Origin of the sequence: Agrobacterium tumefaciens, from assembly GCA_025559845.1 — a bacterium.
In the GTDB taxonomy this organism is placed as follows: domain Bacteria; phylum Pseudomonadota; class Alphaproteobacteria; order Rhizobiales; family Rhizobiaceae; genus Agrobacterium.
Window position 1 is genome coordinate 167,156 of record CP048470.1, and the last position, 22,181, is coordinate 189,336.

21 protein-coding genes are annotated in these 22,181 nt (G+C 56.8%); 5 read left to right on the plus strand and 16 right to left on the minus strand.

Annotation, left to right across the window (positions count from 1 at the left end; translation table 11 throughout):
- Positions 1 to 101: 101 nt before the first annotated feature.
- From FY156_17330 to kduI, 5 genes are all read right to left on the minus strand, one after another.
- Positions 102 to 980, minus strand: a complete 879-nt coding sequence (locus tag FY156_17330) for an amidohydrolase family protein (GenBank protein UXS03327.1) — start codon at positions 978 to 980, stop codon at positions 102 to 104.
- Positions 977 to 2,113, minus strand: a complete 1,137-nt coding sequence (locus FY156_17335; protein UXS03328.1) for a mandelate racemase/muconate lactonizing enzyme family protein — start codon at positions 2,111 to 2,113, stop codon at positions 977 to 979. The genes FY156_17330 and FY156_17335 overlap by 4 nt, the downstream gene beginning before the upstream one ends.
- A 25-nt stretch (positions 2,114 to 2,138) precedes the next feature.
- Positions 2,139 to 3,050: a 5-dehydro-4-deoxyglucarate dehydratase gene (gene kdgD, locus FY156_17340; GenBank protein UXS03329.1), complete on the minus strand. Its 912-nt coding sequence runs from the start codon at positions 3,048 to 3,050 to the stop codon at positions 2,139 to 2,141.
- A 105-nt stretch (positions 3,051 to 3,155) separates the two neighbouring features.
- A complete protein-coding gene (gene kduD, locus FY156_17345; protein UXS03330.1) occupies positions 3,156 to 3,899 on the minus strand; it encodes a 2-dehydro-3-deoxy-D-gluconate 5-dehydrogenase KduD in 744 nt (247 codons plus the stop codon).
- On the minus strand, positions 3,896 to 4,720 hold the full coding sequence (gene kduI / locus FY156_17350; protein UXS03331.1) for a 5-dehydro-4-deoxy-D-glucuronate isomerase: 825 nt from the start codon (positions 4,718 to 4,720) through the stop codon (positions 3,896 to 3,898). The genes kduD and kduI overlap by 4 nt, the downstream gene beginning before the upstream one ends.
- Before the next feature lie 131 nt (positions 4,721 to 4,851).
- On the opposite strand from kduI, the gene FY156_17355 reads away from it, so the two are divergent.
- From FY156_17355 to FY156_17365, 3 genes are all read left to right on the plus strand, one after another.
- On the plus strand, positions 4,852 to 5,649 hold the full coding sequence (locus FY156_17355; GenBank protein ID UXS03332.1) for an NAD(P)-dependent oxidoreductase: 798 nt from the start codon (positions 4,852 to 4,854) through the stop codon (positions 5,647 to 5,649).
- A 140-nt stretch (positions 5,650 to 5,789) separates the two neighbouring features.
- Entirely contained in the window at positions 5,790 to 6,533 is a 744-nt protein-coding gene (locus FY156_17360; protein UXS03333.1) for a FadR family transcriptional regulator, read from the plus strand.
- Positions 6,534 to 6,560: 27 nt separating this feature from the next.
- On the plus strand, positions 6,561 to 6,875 hold the full coding sequence (locus FY156_17365; protein ID UXS03334.1) for a cupin domain-containing protein: 315 nt from the start codon (positions 6,561 to 6,563) through the stop codon (positions 6,873 to 6,875).
- A 20-nt stretch (positions 6,876 to 6,895) separates the two neighbouring features.
- On the opposite strand, the gene FY156_17370 is transcribed toward FY156_17365, so the two are convergent.
- From FY156_17370 to FY156_17395, 6 genes are all read right to left on the minus strand, one after another.
- Positions 6,896 to 8,128: an aminopeptidase P family protein gene (locus FY156_17370; protein ID UXS03335.1), complete on the minus strand. Its 1,233-nt coding sequence runs from the start codon at positions 8,126 to 8,128 to the stop codon at positions 6,896 to 6,898.
- A 113-nt stretch (positions 8,129 to 8,241) separates the two neighbouring features.
- Positions 8,242 to 10,245 (minus strand): Gfo/Idh/MocA family oxidoreductase, encoded by a 2,004-nt coding sequence (locus FY156_17375; protein UXS03336.1) that lies wholly within the window; start codon positions 10,243 to 10,245, stop codon positions 8,242 to 8,244.
- A gap of 39 nt (positions 10,246 to 10,284) precedes the next feature.
- On the minus strand, positions 10,285 to 11,370 hold the full coding sequence (gene ugpC / locus FY156_17380; protein UXS03337.1) for a sn-glycerol-3-phosphate ABC transporter ATP-binding protein UgpC: 1,086 nt from the start codon (positions 11,368 to 11,370) through the stop codon (positions 10,285 to 10,287).
- 12 nt (positions 11,371 to 11,382) lie between these two features.
- Positions 11,383 to 12,219, minus strand: coding sequence for a carbohydrate ABC transporter permease (locus tag FY156_17385; protein UXS03338.1), 837 nt, complete (start codon positions 12,217 to 12,219; stop codon positions 11,383 to 11,385).
- Positions 12,216 to 13,076 carry a sugar ABC transporter permease gene (locus tag FY156_17390; GenBank protein UXS03339.1) on the minus strand — a complete coding sequence of 287 codons (861 nt, stop codon included), beginning with the start codon at positions 13,074 to 13,076 and terminating at the stop codon, positions 12,216 to 12,218. Before FY156_17390 ends, FY156_17385 begins: the two co-directional genes overlap by 4 nt.
- Positions 13,077 to 13,167: 91 nt before the next feature.
- Positions 13,168 to 14,439, minus strand: a complete 1,272-nt coding sequence (locus tag FY156_17395; GenBank protein UXS03340.1) for a carbohydrate ABC transporter substrate-binding protein — start codon at positions 14,437 to 14,439, stop codon at positions 13,168 to 13,170.
- A gap of 92 nt (positions 14,440 to 14,531) precedes the next feature.
- Here FY156_17395 and FY156_17400 point away from each other — a divergent pair, with 92 nt between their 5' ends.
- Positions 14,532 to 15,422, plus strand: coding sequence for a helix-turn-helix domain-containing protein (locus tag FY156_17400; GenBank protein ID UXS03341.1), 891 nt, complete (start codon positions 14,532 to 14,534; stop codon positions 15,420 to 15,422).
- Positions 15,423 to 15,478: 56 nt separating this feature from the next.
- Here FY156_17400 and FY156_17405 read toward each other — a convergent pair whose 3' ends face one another.
- Together FY156_17405 and FY156_17410 are read right to left on the minus strand one after the other, a co-directional pair.
- Positions 15,479 to 16,927 carry an alanine:cation symporter family protein gene (locus FY156_17405; protein ID UXS03342.1) on the minus strand — a complete coding sequence of 483 codons (1,449 nt, stop codon included), beginning with the start codon at positions 16,925 to 16,927 and terminating at the stop codon, positions 15,479 to 15,481.
- A 142-nt stretch (positions 16,928 to 17,069) separates the two neighbouring features.
- Entirely contained in the window at positions 17,070 to 17,909 is an 840-nt protein-coding gene (locus FY156_17410; protein ID UXS03343.1) for an AraC family transcriptional regulator, read from the minus strand.
- 124 nt (positions 17,910 to 18,033) lie between these two features.
- Between FY156_17410 and FY156_17415 the strand changes: the two genes are divergently transcribed.
- The gene (locus FY156_17415) at positions 18,034 to 19,230 is read left to right on the plus strand and encodes an MFS transporter (GenBank protein UXS03344.1); all 1,197 of its coding nucleotides are present in this window, start codon (positions 18,034 to 18,036) and stop codon (positions 19,228 to 19,230) included.
- 17 nt (positions 19,231 to 19,247) lie between these two features.
- Here the strand turns inward: FY156_17415 and ugpC (FY156_17420) are convergent, their stop codons facing one another.
- From ugpC (FY156_17420) to FY156_17430, 3 genes are read right to left on the minus strand one after another with little or no spacing between them, the layout of a single operon-like run.
- The gene (gene ugpC / locus FY156_17420) at positions 19,248 to 20,324 is read right to left on the minus strand and encodes a sn-glycerol-3-phosphate ABC transporter ATP-binding protein UgpC (GenBank protein UXS03345.1); all 1,077 of its coding nucleotides are present in this window, start codon (positions 20,322 to 20,324) and stop codon (positions 19,248 to 19,250) included.
- Between the two features lie 6 nt (positions 20,325 to 20,330).
- Complete coding sequence (locus tag FY156_17425) at positions 20,331 to 21,161, minus strand: carbohydrate ABC transporter permease (protein UXS03346.1); 831 nt, start codon at positions 21,159 to 21,161, stop codon at positions 20,331 to 20,333.
- 3 nt (positions 21,162 to 21,164) lie between these two features.
- Positions 21,165 to 22,097 carry a sugar ABC transporter permease gene (locus FY156_17430; protein UXS03347.1) on the minus strand — a complete coding sequence of 311 codons (933 nt, stop codon included), beginning with the start codon at positions 22,095 to 22,097 and terminating at the stop codon, positions 21,165 to 21,167.
- Between the last annotated feature and the right edge of the window lie 84 nt (positions 22,098 to 22,181).

Genomic DNA, 22,181 nt, shown 5'->3' on the forward strand with positions numbered 1-22,181 from the left:
ATCATTGACCGAATTTTCCCGCCCGTCCGGGCCGGTATGCAAGACCTTTCATAGAAATTCGCCCGTAGAAGCCATTCCCCTTCCACCGGTATCAAAATTCATTAAACAGCCGAAAACGGCGGCAACTTGAACAACGCTTCTGGGTTCTCCACCAGTGCCAGATGGCGCGCCTTTTCATCCGGCAGCCATCCGAGGACGAGGTCTGCCAAACGCGCGTCATCAGGATAGAGCGCCGTCTCCCTGATCGAATTATGTGGCCAGTTGGTCCCCCAGACGATCCGCTCTGGTGCGTGGCGGGCGAGCCGGCGCGAAAACGCCCCGACATCGTCATAAGGCCAGGCCTGGCGTGCGCTCTCGTAAACGCCGGCGAACTTGAACCAGACATTTCCGCGGTCGATCAGCTTCAAAAGTGCTGCAACCTCCGGGCCTTCCGGGTCGATCCCCTTGAAGAACTTGCCATGGTGATCGAACACCCAACGTGCACGCACTTTCTCCAGCCGCGGCAGATGTTCGAGAAGATTGTTGCCGTCGAACTGGATCGCAATCATCCAGTCTGCAGAAACCGCCCGTGCATCGACGGATTCCAGATAGGAAAGATCTACCGCTCCTCCCGGCAGATCCATGATCCGGGCACCAACTGCGCCGGCAGCCGAAAGACGCTCGATATCGGTATCCGTCGTCGTGTCATCGATGATCACCACGCCGCGCGCAACATCGCCCATAGCCGCAACGCAAGCCAGAGTGTTGTCGTTGTTGCGCTGATGCGCGTTGCCCTGCGTGATAATCACCCGGTCAACACCGAGCCATGTCATCAGCTTGCGATAATCGTCCGGCTGCGGTAACGCGCCCGGCGGGAGGCCTGGACCACCGGCAAGCGCCGGATATCCGGGAAGATACATATGCATCTGTGCGTCGACCGCCCCCCTTGGAAAGGCAGGGGACGGTGCAACACCTGAGAGTTTGCGTTCGAGCGCGCTCATGCGTCAGGCATCCTGAACTGTTGAAGTGCCTCACGATTGATCTCAATGCCGAGGCCAGGCGCATTCGGGATGGCGACAACACCGTCCACCGCCTCAATCGGGGTCTTCAGGATCGCCTGCCGGAAAGGATTATGGGTGCGGTCAAATTCCATGATTGGTTCGATCGGGTTAACGCGAACCGGGTCCGGCGTCATGGCTGCCATGAATTGCAATGCGGCGGCAATCTGCACGCCCGTCCCCCAGACGTGCGGCACGATACGAACGCCGTGCAGTGTCGCAAGTGTCGCAATTTTCTGCGTCTCGGAAAAACCGCCACATCCGCAGAGATCAGGCTGCAGAATATCGACGGCCCCGCTCGAAAGGGCCTGCCACATGCCGTAGCGGGAATGCCACGTCTCGCCGCCTGCAACCGGAATTGGCTGTCCGGCGCGAACGCGAGCATAGGCATCGAGCTGCTCGGGAACGACCGGCTCTTCAAACCAGTCAATGCCATATTCCGCTGCCCGGTTGCCAACCGTGATGGCTTCCTGAACCGTATAACCGTGATTGCCGTCGATCATCAGACGCATATCAGGCCCGATTGCTTCGCGCACAGCCTTGATCACCGCCAGATCTTCTTCAAGACCGAAACCGATCTTGATCTTGCAGGCATGAAACCCCTGTTTGCGGCGTTCGGACATTTCGGCCGCGTTGTCAGAAACGCGGTCGACACCATCGCGCTTGAAGCTTCCGGTCGCGTAGGCCTTGACACTTTCACGCCAGCGACCGCCAAGCAGCATCGAAACGGATGCACCGTAATGTTTGCCTTTGATATCCCAAAGCGCGATGTCGATACCGGACAGCGCAGTCAAAGTCAGACCGCGCTGCCCCTGATCACGTAGGGCATTGTAGAGGATTGCCCAGATCTTTTCTGTCTCACGCGGATCCTTGCCGATCAGCCAGCCGGAATAGGCTGCGACGGTGGCCGCATTCGGACGCGCCGGACCGAGGCATTCGCCCCAGCCGACGGTTCCGTCATCGCATTCGATTTCCACCAGGACATGGGCCCGCCGATCGAACCGCATGGATGCGCTCTCGAAAGGCGTATCCAGGCGGTGTTCGAGCAAATGCGTACGGACAGCGGTGATCTTCATGGGCTCTCCTCCCCTTTCACCCCTATCAGGCCTTGCGCTTTTGCGCGCCGATCAGCTTGTCGAGCATGCCGACTTCTTCTTCCGTCAGATCCTTGAGCGGCGAGCGCACTGGACCGGCATTGAAGCCTTGCAGGCGTACACCTGCCTTGATGGCGGAAACGGCATAACCCTTGGCGCGATTGCGGATCGCCATGAAAGGATAGAAGAAGTCAACGAGGATACGCTCGCACGTCGCACGGTCGCCGGCGCGAAGGGCCGCGTAGAACTCGTTGGCAAGACCCGGAACGAAGTTGAAGACAGCCGAAGAATAGGTGGTGAAACCAGCACCAAGGTAGGCTTCGGCAAACAGTTCAGCCGTTGGCATGCCGCCGAGATACATCAGACGATCACCCATTTTTGCGGTGATCTGGCGCACCAGGCCGATATCGCCGGTACCGTCCTTGAAACCGATCAGGTTCGGGCATTCATCGCAAAGGCGGGCAAGTGTATCTGCCTGCAGCACCGAGTTGTCGCGGTTATAAACCATGACGCCGATATCGATCGACTGGCAGATCTTCTTGATGTGGGCGTAGAGGCCTTCCTGCGGCGCGTCGATGAGGTAGTGCGGCAGAAGCAGGATGCCATCTGCACCGACCTTCTGGACCGATTGAGCAATATCAATTGCAATGTCCGTGCCGTAGCCGCAACCCGAAACGATCGCAGTTTCGCCTGACACTTCTTTTGCAGCCGAAACAATGCCAGGAATTTCGCTGGGCTTCAGCGAGAAGAATTCGCCCGTGCCGCCGGCAGCAAAAAGCACCGGTGCCTTGTAGCCCGCAAGCCATTCGACATGCGCCCTGTAGCTATCCCCGGCAAAACGGCCTTCAGCATCGAAGTGCGTTACAGGGAAAGAGAGGAGGCCGGAGCCCAGCGCGGCCTTGATCTGTTCAGGGGTCATTTCAGAAGTCCTTTGTAAATCCACTCGCCGCAATTAAGCAGCCTACCCTACCTTTGTCAACAACTCATCATACAACTTGTATGATGAATTTTTTTGGTTGGCGCATCAGCGCGCCAACCAGCCTCCGTCGACATTGAGAATTGCGCCGTGAATGTAGTTCGCAGCCGGCGACGACAGGAACACAGCCGCACCAGCGATATCTTCGGAACGCCCCCACCGGTTGGCAGGGATACGCTCGAGAATCGCCTTGCTACGCGCAGCATCGGCACGCAGGGCTTCGGTATTGTTCGTTTCGATGTAACCGGGCGCTATGGCATTGACATTGATGCCCTTGCCCGCCCATTCGTTTGCAAGGAGCTTGGTCAAACCGGCGACACCATGTTTGGCAGCCGTATAGGCTGGAACACGGATGCCACCCTGGAACGACAGGAGCGAGGCAATATTGACCACCTTGCCGGTTTTCTCCGATGCCAGAAGTTCCTTTGCGAAGGCCTGGGTCGTGAAGAACAACGCCTTGAGATTGACGTCCATCACGTCGTCCCAATCCGCCTCCGAATATTCGACCGAATCGGCACGCCGGATGATGCCAGCATTGTTGATCAGGATATCGAAACCAGCGCCTTCAAAGACGTCCTTGGCCGCAAGCGGGTCAGCGAAGTCGATGAGGAGCGCGCTCGCCTTACCGCCCTCTTTGGCGACGATCTCGAGCGTCTCGTCGGGCGCACGGCGCGCAGCGCAGACCACCTCCGCACCGGCAGCCGCCAATCCGATTGCTATCGCTTGCCCAAGACCGGTGTTTGCACCTGTTACAAGCGCCTTACGCCCTTGAAGCGAAAAGGGATTTGTCATTTCAGGTCCCCCGGCTGAATGAAGTCCATGTCGGTATAGTCGACGTTATCGCCGGCCATGGCCCAGATGAACGTGTAGGAGCCGATGCCCGCGCCGGAATGAATGGACCAGGGCGGAGAAATCGCACCTTCTTCGTTGGAGATGAAGAGGTGCCTCGTCTCCTGCGGCTCGCCCATCAGATGCAGCACGCGAGACTTCTCATCCATTCCGAAATAGAGGTAAGCCTCCATGCGGCGATCATGCACGTGCGAAGGGATCGTATTCCAGACCGAGCCCTCTTCCAGCATCGTGTATCCCAGCACGAGCTGGCAGCTTTCCATGACAAGCGGGTGGATGAACTGGTTGATTGTACGCTTGTTCGATGTTTCGACCGCACCCAGTTTGACTTCCTTGCTGTCAGCAATGGTGACGAGCTTGGCCGGAAGACTGCGGTGGGCCGGGCATGACGTGATGTAGAAGCGACCTTGGCCAGCAAATGTTACGGCACCGGAGCCTGCACCAAGATAAAGGACATCACCGCGGTTCAAGGTATAGGTTTCACCGCCAGCACTCACGGTTCCGGTCTCGCCAACGTTGACGATACCCATTTCGCGCCGATCCAGGAATGACGGAGTCTTCGTTTCTTCGACCTTATCCAATGTCAGCGACGCACCATCTGGCACCGCGCCACCCATAACGAAGCGGTCGTAATGGGTATAAATAAGCCGGATTTCGCCCGAGCGGAACATGTCATTTGCGAGGAAATGCTTGCGAAGCCCCTCCGTATCGAGCGTTTTGGCAAACTCTGGATTGACGGCCTGCCGCGTTTCGACGGTTAGCATGAAACTCCTCCTTGGGGTTGTTGCAAGAAACACATAATATATGTTATCCACTTATTGTACGATATGTATGACAAGGTCAATAGGCCCACGGGACCGAATGACCGCATCCTGTTTGCTGGAGGAAATTTGCAATGAAACGGCTTCTTGTTACCGGAGCGGCAGGTCAGCTTGGCCAGGTTATGCGACAGCGCCTCGCACATCTTGCCGACGTCATCCGGGTTGCCGACATTGCACCTCTGGGAAAGCCGGGCCTGAATGAGGAATGTGTTCAATGTGACCTTTCCGATGCGGCCGCAGTCAAGGACATGGTGGCTGGTTGCGACGGCATCATCCATTTCGGCGGCGTTTCGGTGGAGCGCCCCTTCGAGCAGATCCTTCAGGGCAACATCATCGGCCTTTACAATCTTTATGAAGCCGCACGGGCGCACGGACAGCCCCGTATCGTGTTTGCAAGTTCCAATCATACGATTGGCTACTACGCGCAGACCGAGCGACTGACACACGACGTTCCGTTTCGCCCTGACGGGCTCTATGGTGTTTCCAAATGCTTCGGCGAGGCGCTGGCACGCATGTACTTCGAAAAATTCGGCCAGGAGACCGCACTGGTGCGGATCGGTTCATGCACACCCGAACCCGCAAATCACCGGATGTTATCGAGCTGGTTTTCACACGATGATTTTACGTCGCTGATCGAAGCCGTGTATCGCGCACCCATTCTCGGCTGCCCTGTCATCTGGGGCGCATCCGCCAATGACGCCAGCTGGTGGGACAATTCGCATATCGGTTATCTCGGATGGAAACCGAAAGACAATGCGGAAAGCTTTAGACAGCACATCGATGCAACTGTGCCAAGACCGGCTGCAACGGACGCTGTGGCACGGTTTCAGGGCGGCGTATTTATCGACAATCCGATTTTTACCGAGAATTGAAACCATGAACCACACGTGTCTGCGGCATCGGAACGAAGACTTCAGTAAAATTTGCAGCGACTGAAGATTGCGCGTCGTGGCGCGATTGGCGTATCCGAAGGCTTCAACGAACCCTGTTCCTCCATGAAACGGCCCTGACCATGACAAAAGCGATCGTATCCGAACCAGTAGCACCGCAAGGCAGGACCCTTGTGGTGAAGGTGTCGGACGAACTGCGCAGCCAGATTGTCAAAGGCCGTTACAAAACCGGTGACCGTCTGCCGTCCGAGGCACAATTAACGCAGGAGTTTGGCGTCAGCCGGACCGTCGTCCGTGAAGCCATCGCCGCCTTGCGGTCTGATGGTCTTGTTGAGCCCCGTCAGGGTGCCGGAGTTTTTGTCCTGGAGCCGCCAGCTGCCGAACGCCGCCCGTTCGACAATGTGGACCTCGCTCGTGTCTCATCATTGATTGAAATGCTGGAACTGCGGACAGCCGTGGAAGGTGATGCAGCAGGTCTTGCCGCAGTTCGCCGTTCTCCCGCGCAGGAAGAGAAAATCATCGAGGCTTTTGACGCCTTTCGCAGCAGCGCCGCAAAAGGGTCACCGACAGCAGAGGCAGACTTTGCCTTTCATCTTGCCATCGCGAATGCAGCCAATAACCCCCGCTTCAGCGAGTTCCTCGAAGTCCTTGGAGCGACACTAATTCCGCGCCGCGCCGTCTCCAAAGACGGCGCAGAAAAGGTGCTGTCACCTGAAGACCTCGAACGCCTCGTTGGCGAACATGAAGCTATCCTCATCGCCATTCAGGATGGCGATGAGGAGGCGGCCCGCGCAGCAATGCGCCTTCATCTGAAAAACAGCCAGATGCGGTATCGCGCCATGCTGCGAACACCGCGCTCAATTTGATCAGCATTTCTATAGAGGAGAATGAATATGCAGCGTCCCGCCTTCCCGACGGTTTCCCCGGATCAGGGTGTCCAGCGAACCGTACTCTCGGAAGCCGCCGAATTGATGGTCGTTTCGTTCCGATTTGACAAGGACGCCGAAGGCAAGTTGCACAGCCATCCCCATGTTCAGTCCACCTATGTTGCCAGCGGTCGCTTCCGGTTTTTCCGCAACGGCGAAGCCTACGAGCTGAAGCAGGGTGATAGCCTGGTTATCCCTGGCAATGTCGAGCATGGTTGCGTCTGCCTGGAACAGGGCGAACTGATTGACTGCTTCACCCCGCGTCGGGATGACTTCCTGTAAGACGTCATCGAAACTTAGCCTCAGCGCAGAGAAAGATCTCTCAGGCTACGTGGCAGGCTCGTCATGCATTCGGCCCCGGTGGCCGTTATGAGGAATTGATCCTCAATCATCAGGGCACCCAGCCCTTCGCCGTAAAAAGGCGCTTCAACAGCAACGACCATGCCGGGTTCGATGATCTCGGCATTGTCGCTCGAGAAAAACGGCCACTCCTCGATACCAACGCCGCCGCCGACCGAATGGCCGAAATGTCCCCGGAAATACTCACCAAACCCATGGTTCCGCATGGCCGCCAGCATTGTGGCATGGACGGCGCCAAAGCTGTTGCCTGGGCGGAGCGCATCAACGCCGTTTGCGAATGCATCTTCCAGTGCTGCGAAGACATCCGCGGCAAGAGAGCTGACCGGACCGAAGGAGAAGGTTCTCGCGCCATCCGACGAATATCCGTCGACCAGCGTTCCGACATCCGCCTTGATCAGCGCACCCGGCGTGACAACTGCCTTCATGTCCGACAAGGCAGGACCAACCGAAATATAATCCCAATGGCCACTCAGCGAAAACCCGTTCTTGCTGGCATAGGCTTGCGCGCCGGATTTCCACGCGGCTGAAAGGCTGGAGAGCGCCACACCTGGGCTGACTTCCTCAGCCATGCTGACAAGACCCGCTTCTGCCGCACGCGCCGCGCGGCGCAGACGTTCTATCTCCACCGACGATTTTATGACACGCAAACGGCGCAGTGTTTCTGATCCATCGACCCAGATCACATCGGGGAGAGCACGTCTCAGCGCATCGAAATCAGCCGCTGGCATGAATTCGAGATCAGCCCCGATACGCCCCTTTGCAAGACCACGCTCGTTGAGCACCTCGAGTAACAGCGTAAAACAAGCCGAACGGTCGAACGTCTCAGGCCGAAAGCCACCAATGTGGGACCGCCGGTAAGCGTCATCGATCTGCGCCAACGTTTCAACACCGGAGAGGTCGACGATATCAATCCAGATGCGATGGCTGCGAATGTCGACGTTTGGCGCAACCTTTCGGACTGATGGAGCAGCATGGTCGCTGACAATGGCTGCAAGAGGGGCCGTCGCATCGGAAGGAACGATTGCAATGGCTGAGCCTGCCCTGCCCCACATGGTTGCGACACCAGCCTGGGCACCGATTGCATAACGGAAAGCCTCTGGCTGGAAGAGCACCAGCGCATCAAGCCCGGCTTCGCGCATCAAGGTTTCGGCACGGTCCCTGTTGATATCGCTCATGAAGCCTCCGCAAGCCTGTTCTACTCGCAGCGCGAGCAGAGTTCATCCGGCTTTCGCTTTAGCAGCCATCAGAAATATTAAAAAGGCGGGAGATCGCTCTCCCGCCTATTGTTTTAGGCCGCCAAGCGTTTGAGCTGATCTTCGGTTAGGCTGATGTCGAGTGCGGAAAGGCTATCCTCCAGCTCGGCAATAGTGCGTGGGCCAATCAGCGGGATAACCGGGAACGGCTGAGCGATCACATAAGCCAAGGCAATGTGGATCGGCAGGCGACCAAGTTCTTGCCCAAGCTCGATTGCCCTGTCACGACGCTCGAAATTGCGATCCGAATACCAGACACGGACGATTTCCTCGTCGTCCCGCTTGTCTCGACCGGCCCGATCCGTAAAGAAACCGCGTCCTTGGCTGGACCATGCAAAATTGGGAACGTTGCGGGCGTTCAGCCACGTTTTCCAGTCGTCGTTGGATGCGGCGACACATCCGGCCCAGATCGGGTCCAGCATCTCGGCAAGCGAAAAGTTGTTGGAAAGTGCGGCCGGCTGCTGCTTGCCATTCTTCTGGGCATAGGCAGCCGCTTCGTCCATCCGCTCCCGAGTCCAGTTCGAGCCACCGAAGATGCCGCGAATGCGTCCACGCCTTACCTCGGCGTCCATCGCATCGACGAATTCACCAACCGGCACCTCAAGATTATCGCGATGCATGAAATAGACATCGACGTAATCCGTCTTCAACCTTTCCAGTGACTGATCAAGCTGCTTGGAGATCATATCAGGATAGCAAAGCGGCGAATGGGCGCCTTTGCCGATCAGGACAATCTCCTCGCGCGGCACGTTCCGGCTCGTATGCCAATCGCCAAAGATCGCCTCGGTCTTGCCACCACCGTAGACGTAGGCGGTATCGAAAAGATTGCCGCCTGCCTCGTAAAAGGCATCGAGTGTCAGCGAAGCGGATGCAAAATTCGGGAAAAATTCAAACCCGAGCGCGACGACGGAAGCCGGTTTCGAAATCCCCGGGATCTGGCGCTTCGGCACGGCGTTGCCTGCTTCGACCTTGCCTCCGGCGATATTGGTGGTCCTCACGGATGCCTTCTCGACGCCGTACTCAAGTCCAACAGCTGCACGCCACTGATCCATGACCCTGAGATTGCCGAGGGTGTCCGCCCACGTCATGCCGGGGGCTTCAAACTCCTGCCGGCCCTCACGGATCGCCTTGCCTGCAGCATCGACCTCAAATGAGTAAAGCCAACGATCCTCCGGTACCTCTATCGTTTCCGTCTCCGTGCCCTTGATGATCTCGATCCGACCAACGCCCCCCTTGTGACCCGAGGCAAACCAGAAATCCTTGACCTCGATGCGCCCCTCAGACCCGATGATCCGGAGGACGTTATCCTGTGAAGCCATGATCGAGCATGAGACTTCCGCGACAATTCCATTTGGAAATTTCAAAACCGCCGAGGCCCATTCATCAACGCCGGATTGGCCGAGATAAGCCACGCCAGAAACTTTATCCGGTTCTGCGAAAGCTTTTCCATCGGCAGCTCCAGCCACAAGTCTTGCCATCGACACGGGGTAGCCACCGACATCCAGAATACCTCCTCCGGCCATCTCGTTGGCAAAAAGCCTGTGGTCAGGCCGGAAGGTGCCCATGTTGAAGCCGAAGCTCGACCGGATGATGCGGATGTCGCCGACAGCACGCTTCCTGATCAACTCGACCAATTTGGCGGTCTGTGGATGCAGGCGGTACATATAGGCTTCACCGGCAAAGACGCCGGCCTTTTTCGCCTCGTAGAAAATCGCGTCCGCATCATAGGCGGAAAGCGCGATCGGCTTTTCGACGAGGACATGTTTGCCCGCCCTGATTGCCTTGATTGCCCACTCAGCGTGGCCCGTATGGGGCGTGGCGATATAAACGGCGTCGATCAGCGGATCGACGAGCAGAGCCTCATAGCCCTTGATGATGCGGGCACCGGCGAAAGCCTCTGCGAGCCCCGGCTTATCGGGGTTGCGTGTCGCTATAGCCTCAAGCTTACCGGTAGTGGAGTGCGATATACCGTCTGCAAAAGTCCGCGCGATGGTACCTGGACCAATAATGCCCCAGCGGATCGGTTGGTCGGTCGTCATGAAAAACCTCGTATGTTCCTGGATGGTTCTTGGGGAAGATCAGCGCAAACGCGCGCCATGGCTGTCGAAAAGAAATGTTTTGCGAGCCATCAGGCCCACGGTCAGTTGATCGCGCTTGCCAACGTCGCGCGATTCAGGCCGTTCAACGATGAGTGGCTCACCGCCTGCCGTACCGGCATAGACATAGCTGGTATTGCCGAGATGCTCGGCCACATCGACATGAAGCTGGAGGTCGGCATCGCCAGAACCGGCCTCGGTGAAATGTTCGGGCCTAATTCCCAATGCAACCTTTGTCCCCTCGGGGATTGGGCTTTCAACAGCAAGCGAAAGCCGCACAGTGGGGTCGCTCGTCAACGCGACGGTCGCATCATTCATGCCGCTGGCAATGACTGTCGCATCGAGGAAGTTCATCTTTGGCGAACCGACAAAACCTGCGACAAACCGGTTGGTGGGATCATCGTAAAGATCGAGTGGAGCACCCACCTGCTCGATATTTCCGGATCGCAACACGACGATCTTGTCGGCCAGTGTCATGGCTTCCGTCTGATCGTGAGTGACATAGATCATCGTCGTGCCGAGTTGCTTGTGCAGGCGCGAAATTTCCACGCGCATCTGGACGCGCAGTTCTGCATCGAGGTTTGATAACGGTTCATCAAAGAGAAAGACCTGCGGCTCGCGGACGATCGCTCTGCCAATCGCCACACGTTGCCGCTGACCGCCGGAAAGCTGTTTGGGCCGGCGTTCCATCAACTCGTTGATTTGCAAGATCTCGGCGGCGCGTGCGACACGCTTTTCGGTATCGGCTTTCGGGTTGCCGTTCATCCTGAGGCCGAAAGAGAGGTTTTCCCTGACAGTCATGTGCGGATAAAGCGCGTAGGACTGAAACACCATGGCAATGCCGCGATCAGCCGGATCAGCATCGTTGACGGTCCGTCCAGCGATGCTGATATCGCCGTCCGAGATATCCTCCAAACCGGCAATCATGCGCAGCAGCGTCGACTTCCCACAGCCGGACGGGCCGACAAAAACCACAAATTCACCATCCGCGATTTCCAGATCGGCACCATGAATGACCTCAAGCGCACCGTAGCGTTTGATGACCTTTTTGAGCGAAAGTTCCGCCATGCGGCCTCCTTCTTACTTGACCGCACCGGCGGAGATGCCGGCGATGAAATGACGTTGCAGAAAGACGAACACCACGAGGATGGGCGCGGTGAGCAGGACAGCCCCCGCCATGATGCCGCCCCATGAAACCTTGGTGAGCCCGATGAGGGTGCCAAGAGCCACGGGTGCGGTCATCATTCCTGGGCGGGAATTGATGAGGAGCGGCCAGAGGTAGTTGTTCCATGACGCCAGGAAGAGAATGATCGATAAGGCAGCCATGGTGGGCCGTGCGAGTGGCAGCGCAACGCGCAGGAATATCTGCCATTCTTTTACGCCTTCGACACGCGCCGCATCGAAAAGCTCAGTCGGCATCATGGAGAAGGATTGGCGCATGAAGAGCACGCCAAGCGAGTTGAACAGAGGCGGTACGATCAATGCCACCCATGTGTTGGCGAGCTTGAACTCGCGCGCCACCATAATGAACTGCGGGATGACGACAACGGCGAAGGGCAGTGTAATTGTCCCGAGAATAATTGCGACGACAACCGTCTTGCCTGCAAAGCGGTAGCGCGCCAGCGCCCAGCCCGCCATTGATGTCAGGAAAACTGAAAGGATCGTATAGATCACCGCGACGGTGATCGAGATGAACATGGCCCTCAGAAAATTCGTATCTGCCTGAAGGTTTCTGAAATTCTCGAGGAAGTTCGTGGAGGGCACCAGCACGATATCGGGGCTGAAAATGCCGTAGTCCGGCATCGTTGAAAACACGAACATCATCCAGAGCGGAAACAGCCAGATAATCGCAAGAGGCGTCAGAACCGCATGCAGACTGAGTTTCTGCCAGAACAGGGATTTCGACTTCGATCTCATTTCGGCTCCCTCCCGATCCATAGGTTGAGAAGCGAAATGGCGATGGCGAGCGCTGCCATTGTGTAGGCGATTGCAGACGCGTAGCCGAAATTCAAAGAGGTAAAGCCCTGTCGGTAGAGGAAGAGCCCCAGCGTTTCGGTACCGCCGCCTGGTCCGCCACGATTGGTGATCAGGAATGGTTCGGCAAAGAGCTGCATTGTGCCGATGACGGAAAGAACCGCGCAGAACAGGATGATCGGCTTCAGGAGTGGCAGCGTAATGTGAAAGAACTGCTGTCTCTTGCTGACCTTGTCGAGTGTGGCTGCCTCGTAGACGTCGCCCGGGATGGATTGGAGCCCAGCCAGAATGATTATGGCGTTATAACCTGCCCAGCGCCACGTAACGGCAATAATAACGAGTGCCATGGCAGCGTTGGCATTGTCGAACCAGGAGATGGGTGACAGGCCAACGGAGGTGATCAGCTTGTTGACGATGCCAAAATCGGCGCTGAACATCAGTCGGAACACCGCAGCGTAGGCAACCTCACCGACGACGACAGGTGCAAAGAACGCGAAGCGATAGAGCGGACGCACTTTCAGGAGTGGCGAATTCAGAAGCACCGCCATGACCGTAGCCAGCGCGATCATCACAGGCACCTGAATGACGAGTATGATCAGTGTGTTGTAGAGGGCGTTGTAAAAGGCCGGATCGGCAACGAGCCTCCCCCAGTTGAGCGAGGGCGCGAACCGCCATGGGTTTATGCGCGTGTTCTGAAACGACAGCAAAAACGAACTGATGATCGGCCAGAGCCAGAAAGTTGCGAAGATCAGAAGATAGGGCGCAAGGAACGCGTAAGCGATCCTGTTCCTTGACGGCATGACGACCTCCCGTTGCCGGTTCAGTAGATTGGGCCGGATGAATGACTTCGAACGTGGCGCCTGCCCGCATGGGAGCAGGCGCCGTCCAATGTCATTGCGTCTGCGGGAGGCCTGTTGCCGTTTCTATCTGCTTGGCGGCATCGTCGAGTGCAGTCTTTGCATCGGGATAACCACCAGCGAAGTACTTCGTCTGCGTGGCCTTGTAGATTGCGTCGGCGTCAGACTGGAATGCCGTGCCTCGGCTTGGGACAATTTTCGGCAAGGTCGCGAGGATATCGGTCCAGACAGCCTGGCCGCCCCAATAGGGCTGCGCCTGTTTGACGAACGGATCATCAATGGCCGAGAGGAGCGATGGTACAAGACCGAACGACTTCAGCATCGTCACCTGGCCTTCGTTCGTGGTAAGTGCGTAGTCCACGAACTTCCAGGCTGCTTCCTTGTTTTCAGACACGGAACTGATGGCGAGTGAAGAGCCACCGAGATTGGCCGCATGCGGACCATCGGCCGTCAGGCTGGGCATGAGATAGGTGCCCCATTTTCCGGAGAGATCGGGCGAGCCGGAACGCACCGTGCCCTCATACCATGCACCGTACATCTGGCTTGCTGCCTTGCCGGCAGTGTTTGCCTGGATTTTTTCGTCCCAGATTGCCGCCGTGATAATCCCGGCGTCTTTCATCTCCTTCACTTTTTCCAGCGTCGCCACGCAGGCAGGCTGGTTGATGGTGATGTTTTGTCCGTCAGTCGAAAAGTAACCGCAACCCTGCTCGTTGGCGATCATGCGAAACCATTCGCTGTCGCCATTGAAATCCGCCTGTGCCATGACCGTACCAGGATTGGCAGACATGACCTTCTTTCCAGCCGCGATGAAATCGTCCCATGTCTTGATGGTGGCAGGATCAACGCCCGCCTTCTCATAGAAATCGCGACGATAAAAAACAGCGACCGGGCCAGAATCCCACGGAACCGCATAGGCCACACCGTCGACCTCAAGTTCCGTTCGCTTAAAATCCGGGAAAAGGGCTTGTTTCTCAGGCGTGTATCCGAGTGCCGTTACATCGGTGAAACAATCCGGAAAGCGGCTCCAGAAGAGTTCGGCCTCAAAATTCTCAACCGTCACGATATCGGGCAGGCCATCGCCGCCAGCCGCACACGCTGCAAGCGTTTTATCGAAAACCTGATTGTTTCCAAGATCTTCAACAACGATATTAATGTCAGGGTTTTGCTTATTGAACCCTTCGACGGTGGACTTCAACGCAGACGCGGCGACGTTCCAGCTCCAGATCGTAACAGTGGTCGATTGCGCAAATGCCGGTGCGGCCAGCAGCATTAGAGCTGTCGACGCGCCAAGAAATTTAGAGCACATTGAAAACCTCCCTTTTTCAATTGCCGTTCTTTAGCGAACGTGGGCAGATTAGCGACGGCAGGAAATCTGTCTCGTAAAAAGGGAACATCGATTTGGCGGAAAGTAAGATTGCCGAAAGAGCCGTTTATCAACCTGGCGCGAGCAGCATCGAAGGCATGCCGACAACCCTGCAGTTCTTCCACAATCACCCGCCGATCATGCTGAGACCCCACTGGCATGCACAGGTTGAGGTGAATTACGTGATGGAAGGATCGGTCCATTACCGCATCGGTGACCACGATCTGAAACTGAACGCGGGCGAGATCTGTCTTTTCTGGGGCGGGCAGCCACATCAGATGGACGACTCATCGGACGATTCGCTTTATGCCGGCGCGCACCTGCCGCTCGTACACTTCTTTCGAATGCGGTTGCCGGCTGTCGTATCTGGCATGTTGATGGGAGGTGCGACGATGGTTACGTCAGCGACCGACGGAGCAGACCGGGAGAATTTTCCCCGATGGTTCCGTTACGCAACGTCTGGCGATCCGGCCAAGGCGCAGCATGCGGTCGAAGAACTGCGGTTACGGGTAGAGCGCATGTTCCTGGAGCCCTACTCCATTGTCTCATCAGCGGCGGACGGAAAGCGCGCAAAAGACGATGAAGGCATGGCACCGTCTGCCGGTGTTGTGCGCATGTGCGACTATATCGCGGCAAATTTTCTCGACGATATCGATGCAGGAGATATCGCGCGCGCAGCATCACTGCATCCGAAATACGCGATGAACCTCTTTCGCAAATCGACGGGCATGACACTGATCAAATACCTGACCCTGCTCAGGCTCTCGCGTGCACAGGCAATGTTGATGAATGGCTCTGACAATATCCTGCAGATCGCCATGGAAAGCGGTTTCGGTTCTGTCAGCGCCTTTAACAAGGCCTTCCGCCAGATTGCTGGCATGTCACCGTCCGACTTTCGTAAGGACATGCGTGCGACGGCCGCCTGATGTTCAATTCAACCCTGGATATCCGCCGGCGGCACCGGCGGATATAAAGCGAAACTTCAGGCTGATGCGGGCGACTGGCGAGCACGTGCTTCCTCAGCCGGGGATCGCAGATGCCAGATCTCAGCATCAATCTTGCCGGCGAGTTCAGGATAATCAGCGGGATTAAATACCGGGGTCGATGTTTTTCGCTGTTCGAAGTAATCGCGCGTCATCTTCACCACCAGCGGCGAAAGTATGCAGATCGCAACGAGATTAATTGTCGCCATCAGCCCCATGGAGGCGTCTGCGGCATCGAAAACGGTCGTCGCACTCTCGTAGGAGCCCCACAGGACCATGCCAACCAATCCCAACCGCGCGACCAGGAGGCCGATCTTGTTATCCAGCCCGAGATAGACCAGCGCATTTTCGGCATAGGAGTAATTGCCAATCACCGACGTCCAGGCAAAGAAGAAAATGGCGATTGCGATGAAATAGTGACCTGCGCCACCAATATGTGCCGCAAGTGCGGCCTGGGTCAGCGGCGTCCCTGTAAGCTCACCACCGGGAACGAGGGCACCGGAGAGTAGGATCATGACGCCGGTTGCTGTGCAAATCAGCAATGTATCGATGAATACGCCGAGCGCCTGGACCATGCCCTGCGACGATGGATGATGCGGGTTGGGCGTGGCTGCGGCCGCGATGTTCGGGGCAGACCCCATGCCTGCCTCATTTGAAAACAGACCACGCTTTACGCCGTTCAGCATGGCGCCTGCGATACCGCCCACGGCCTGCTCGAGCCCAAATGCGCTTTTGACGATAAGCGCTAGAGCCGCAGGTACCTCGGAAATATTGACGATGAGCACGTAAAGTGCGACCGCAAGGTAGGCGACCGCCATGAACGGCACGACATATTCAGCACATTTGGCAATGGACTTGATGCCTCCGAAAATCACGACCGCCGAGATAAGTGCAACGACAACCCCGACCCCGATCTTGGGGACCCCGAAAGCACCATTCATTGCTTCGGCGATCGAATTTGCCTGAACAGCGTTGAAGACAAAACCAAACACCACCAGTAGGCAGACTGCAAAGACCACAGCCGCCCAAGGTGCGTTCAGACCTTTGGCAATGTAAAAGGCCGGACCTCCACGAAACTCGCCGTTATGATCGCGTACCTTGAAAAGCTGTGCAAGCGCGCTTTCCGCGTAGGCAGTCGCCATGCCGAGCGCCGCTACGACCCACATCCAGAACAATGCGCCAGGACCACCCAAGGTCATGGCCACAGCCACACCTGCCAGATTGCCGGTTCCCACACGCGAGGCAAGGCTGGTGCAAAGGGCTTGAAACGGCGTAATTCCAGAGATGTCGTTTTCAGGGGCGCGAGTGACAACGCGGATGAATTCGGGAAAATAGCGCAGTTGGATAAAGCCGAGGCGGACGGTGAAAAAAACTCCTACGGCTAGTAATCCGTAGATAAGCACATATCCCCAGAAGAACGTATTGAGGAACCCGATTACTGCAGTCATGACAAACCTCTGCTTTTGTCTTTCCTGGCACATGGCGGCTATATGCAAGCATGCCCTGAAACCCCGCCAGTTTTCAAACATTTCCGCTGTTAGAACGTTCCAGCCAAGTTTGGCGAAAAATGCGAAGCGGATCTCAGTCGGCTCATCCTCCCGTCAGTGACACTTCTTCCAGGGTGGTGCGCTTGCCATAGGCGCGCGGCGAGCTACCCAGCATGCGCCTGAACATCGTGGTGAAGGCGGAGATGTTTTCGTAACCGGCGTCAAGCGCCACAGTTGTCACTGATTCCCCTTCTGCGAGCCGCGGAAGCGATGCGAAAATGCACGCCTGCTGGCGCCAGGTCACGAAACTTACGCCCAACTCGCTACGGAAAAGCCGTGTAAACGACCGGCGACTGATCCCCATTGCTGCCGCCCAGTCGTCAATCTCGATCTTCACGACGGGTCTTTTCAGGAAATCCCGGCAGAGCGCCGCCAAACGTGCATTTCGCGGGAAAGGCAAGCCGAGCGGACGCTCCGGCAAACCATTGATTTCATCCAGCAGTAACGCCCTGACAAGACCTTGCCGGTGGAACGCTGACGGTTTTTGTTCTTCGCTCAGCAATTCGAGGATCAGGCTGGAAGCCAATCCGGTAATTTCCACGACCTTGGGCGTTTCCGGAAAGAAAAGGTCCGGATGCACGTAGATTGAATACATCTCCACAGTGCTTATTGCATCCGCCTCATGTTTCATGCCTGCGGGAATGATCAGTCCATGATCTGGTGGTATCATCCAGCGCCCGCCGGCAGTACTAACCAACACGACACCCTTGCGCGCACACCAAATCTGCGCCCGCGCGTGATGATGCAGCGGCGTATGGTGACCGCTCGGGTAGATCCGGTGCAACGCCAGCACAGGTTCATTCGTGCCCTCGATCAATCGCAGGCTGGTTTCGTGGTCAACAAGGGTCAGGTCTATCATATCGCGCGGCTTGATTTTCGTCATTTGGCCCACTCTCGAAGATAACAGTCCAAAACACAAAGGCAGGCCAGAAACAATAGCGATAAAAGCAGATCGAAATAAAGATGTATTCCCGCCAACCAGGCTGGGAGCCGAAAGAGGAAATACCATGGCTACCGTGACCGGCACTGGGTTCAGCCCCCAACGCACGACGTTTTCCATCATAGCAGCGGCGAGCTTCTGCCACATGCTCAACGACATCATGCAATCGCTGCTGACGTCGCTTTATCCGCTATTGAAACAGAACTATGCGCTGGATTTCGTTCAAATTGGCCTTCTAACCTTCGCCTTCCAGGTTACCGCGTCACTTCTCCAGCCAGCTGTCGGTCTCGTCACCGACAAGTACCCCATGCCATTCTCCCTGCCGGTGGCAATGCTTTCCACCTGCGCCGGTCTGATCACACTGGCCTTCGCGCATAGCTTTGCTGTTCTGGTCGCAGGCGCCTGCCTGATTGGCATCGGTTCGGCAATCTTCCACCCTGAAGCCTCCCGTGTTGCCCGCGTTGCTTCAGGCGGCAGACACGGATTGGCTCAGTCGTTTTTCCAGGTCGGTGGGAACACCGGCACGGCAATTGGCCCGCTGCTTGCAGCCTTTATCGTCATTCCGCTCGGCCAGCAGAGCCTGAGCTGGTTTTCGTTGATTGCGCTGGCTGGTTTTGCCGTACTTTCTTGGGTGGGCGTCTGGTACAGCCGTCATCGCCGGACCACAGCCGGCAAGGCAACGATCAGCCGCGCATTGCCATTGTCGCGCGGAACCGTGATGATGACACTCGGCGTTCTCGTGGTCCTCACTGCGACGAAGAATGCCTATCTTGCAAGTCTTTCCAGCTACTTCACCTTCTACACGATCGAGAAGTTCGGTATCGGCGTGCAGGACGCACAATTGCTTCTGTTCCTGTTCCTTGGAGCCTCTGCAGCGGGTGTATTCTTCGGTGGTCCCATCGGTGATCGGTTTGGATCGCGCGTAGTCATCTGGTTCTCGATCCTCGGTGTCATTCCCTTTGCGCTGCTTCTGCCCTACGCAAATCTGTTCTGGACCGCGGTTCTCGTCGTTGTGATCGGTTTCGTATTTTCTTCGGCGTTCTCCGCAATCGTTGTTTTTGCCCAGGAACTGGTTCCAGGCCGCGTCGGTCTGATTGCCGGCATGTTCTTCGGCTTCGCCTTTGGCTTCGGCGGTATTGGCGCAGCCGTACTCGGTATCTTCGCGGATCGCGAAGGCATCGAATTCGTCTATCGCATCAGCTCATACATGCCTCTGCTTGGCTTGCTGACGGTGCTCCTGCCGAAGTTGCCGAGCCACCGCTAAAAAACGCGGGTAGGAGATCAAGTGTCTCCTACCCGATCTCCGTTCCTGTCAAAGACATGGAGACGTTCCTGCGGGAAGCCCACCCGCAAAGACTTTCCTGGCTGAAGAAGTGCACGATCAGAAGAGAAGAGCTTAAAGGGCAGGCCGTGCACTGTCAGGTGCAGGATGACGCCCAGGCCTGTCGGCTCGACGAGATCGACGGCCGCCTCGACGCCGTCATCAGAGGACGTGACTGAAACATGCTCAGGCCTGATGCCGAGCGTAACCTGCTCCTCGTTGCCGACCGGCACAACGCGTCCAAGCGCCAGACGCGTGCCATTCGGTAGAACGACGAAACTTGTGCCTGCTTCCTGAATGCAGCGGCCTTCAAGGAAATTCATCCCGGGCGATCCGATAAAACCCGCAACGAAGAGATTGGCGGGACGATCATAAAGATCGAGCGGCGCGCCGATTTGCTGGACGTAACCTGCGTTCATGGCAACGATACGCGATGCGAGCGTCATTGCCTCGATCTGGTCGTGTGTCACATAAACGGATGTTGCACCGAGGTCGGCATGCATGCGCTTGATTTCAGCGCGCATCTGTTCGCGAAGGCGGGCGTCGAGGTTTGACAGCGGCTCGTCGAAGAGAAATGCCTTCGGTTGGCGCACAATGGCCCGGCCCATCGCGACGCGCTGCCGCTGGCCTCCCGAAAGTGCCTTTGGACGCCGTGCGAGGTAAGGATCAAGCCCAAGCTTTGCAGAAGCGCCGGAGACGGCAGCGGCGATCTTTTCTTTTGGACTCCGTCGCAGCCGCAACGAGTAGCTCATATTGTCCGCGACGCTCATGTGCGGATAAAGCGCATAGGACTGGAATACCATGGCGATATCCCGGTCCTTTGGTTTGCGGTCGTTGACCCGTTGACCATCGATAGAAAGTTCCCCGGACGAGATTTCCTCAAGGCCGGCGATCATACGAAGCAAGGTTGATTTTCCGCAGCCGGATGGACCGACAAGAACAATGAACTCGCCGTCATCAATCTTGAGGTCAACTCCGTGAAGGACCGGATGGTCGCCATAGGTTTTGACGATCTTCTTCAGCTCGATTGAAGCCATGGGTAATTATCCTTTCACCGCGCCGGCCGTCAGGCCCTGCACGAGGTAACGTTGAATGAGCAAGAAGAAGAGGCAGGCCGGAATGAGTGCCAGCACGCCCGCAGCCATCATCTGCCCGAAATCGACGGAGAATTTGGAAACGAAGGTCAAAAGTCCGACCGGGAACGTCGCGCTTTGGTTGCCTGAAATCAGCATGAGGGCAAAAAGCAACTCGCTCCATGCGGCGGTAAAGACAAAACCAAGCGTCGCCGCAATCCCGGGAAGCGTGAGTGGAAGGATGATTTGCCGAAACGCCACGAAGCGGCTTGCACCGTCGATCATGGCCGCCTCTTCCAGATCCTTCGGAATGCCATCGAAGAACGATTGCATCAGGAAGGTGGCGAACGGCACGTTGAAGGCGGTATAAACGATGACGAGGCCGGTCAGACTGTTGGTCAATCCGAGCGGCGACAGCATTTTGAAGATTGGTGCTACGAGCATGACCAGCGGGAACATCTGCGTAATCAGCATCAGGGCGACGATCCAATACTTTCCCTTGAAGTGAAAACGCGACAGTGCATAGCCCGATAGCGACGAGAGTAACGTAACGGCAAGTGCCGTTGAGCCTGCAACAATGACACTGTTCTTAAAAAACGTTGGGAAGGCACTGTTTTCTATGACGAAACGGTAATGGTCCAGCGTCGCTTGCGACGGCCAAAGTCTTACTCCTTCGCTGTAGAGGAGGTCATTTGGCGTCACAGACACCTTTAGCAGCCAAAAGAGCGGGAAAAGCGCAAAGACGATGTAGGCAAGAATAGCCAGGCGGTGCGCCAGTGTGAGGAAAATCCTGCTAGCCATCGTCTAGTCCTTTTCAATCAGGCGCTGACGCATGATCACGATCACCATCGAGTATGCCAGCAAGAGCACCAGCAAAACGAGCGCGATTGCCGATGCGTAACCGAAGTCCAGGCGCTTGAAAGCCTGCGTGAAAATGTAACTTGCAACGATCTGCGTCCGGTCCGCTGGTCCGCCATTTGTCATAACGATGATGAGATCGGCAAAATTGGCAATCCATACGGTTCGAAGCAGGACGGTGATCGCAATCGTCGGCGCGAGAAACGGCAAGGTAATCGAGGTAAAACGCTGCAACGGATTGGCGCCATCGATTGAGGCTGCCTCATAGAGATCGCGCGGGATTGCCTGTAGCGCTGCCAGAAGGGTGATTGCGAAGAATGGAATGCCCCACCAGACATTGGCGATGATCGGGCCCCACATGGCAAGCTGCGGGTCTGCAAGAATATTGTTGGGCGCTGACAGCAGACCAAGCGACACCATCCAGTGCGGCAAAGGTCCGATAACGGGGTTAAAAAGCCACGCCCAGTTCAGCCCGGCGAGAAATGTCGGGACGGCCCAGGGAAGGAAAACGAGAGCCTGTGCAATTCCCCTGCCCGCAAATGGCTTGTCCAGCAGCAATGCCAAGATGAGGCCGAAAAAGAACTGCAGGAAGACCGAAGCGCCCGTCCACCAGAGGGTGTTTTTCAAGGCGCGATAGAAAGCGGCATCCTGGGAGAGCGTCTTCAGGTGTTCGAGCCCGACAAATCCCCCGGAAAACGGGTTGAGGAGCTGCACGTCCCGGAAGGCATAAGACAGGCCCAGCACCAACGGTACCAGCATGACGGCAACGATCAACACAAGAACGGGCGCGCTGTAGAGCCAGGGCTCTGCCCAATCGGCAAAACGCTTGAGCGCCGGTTTGCGCGCGACCACTGGCCCAGCGCCAAGGGCATAAGACATAGTTTCGCTCCCCGATCGGCCATCGGTCGAGAACGACTGATCCAGCGATCAACCGTGCCGATCTACAAAATCTGGAAAATGAGG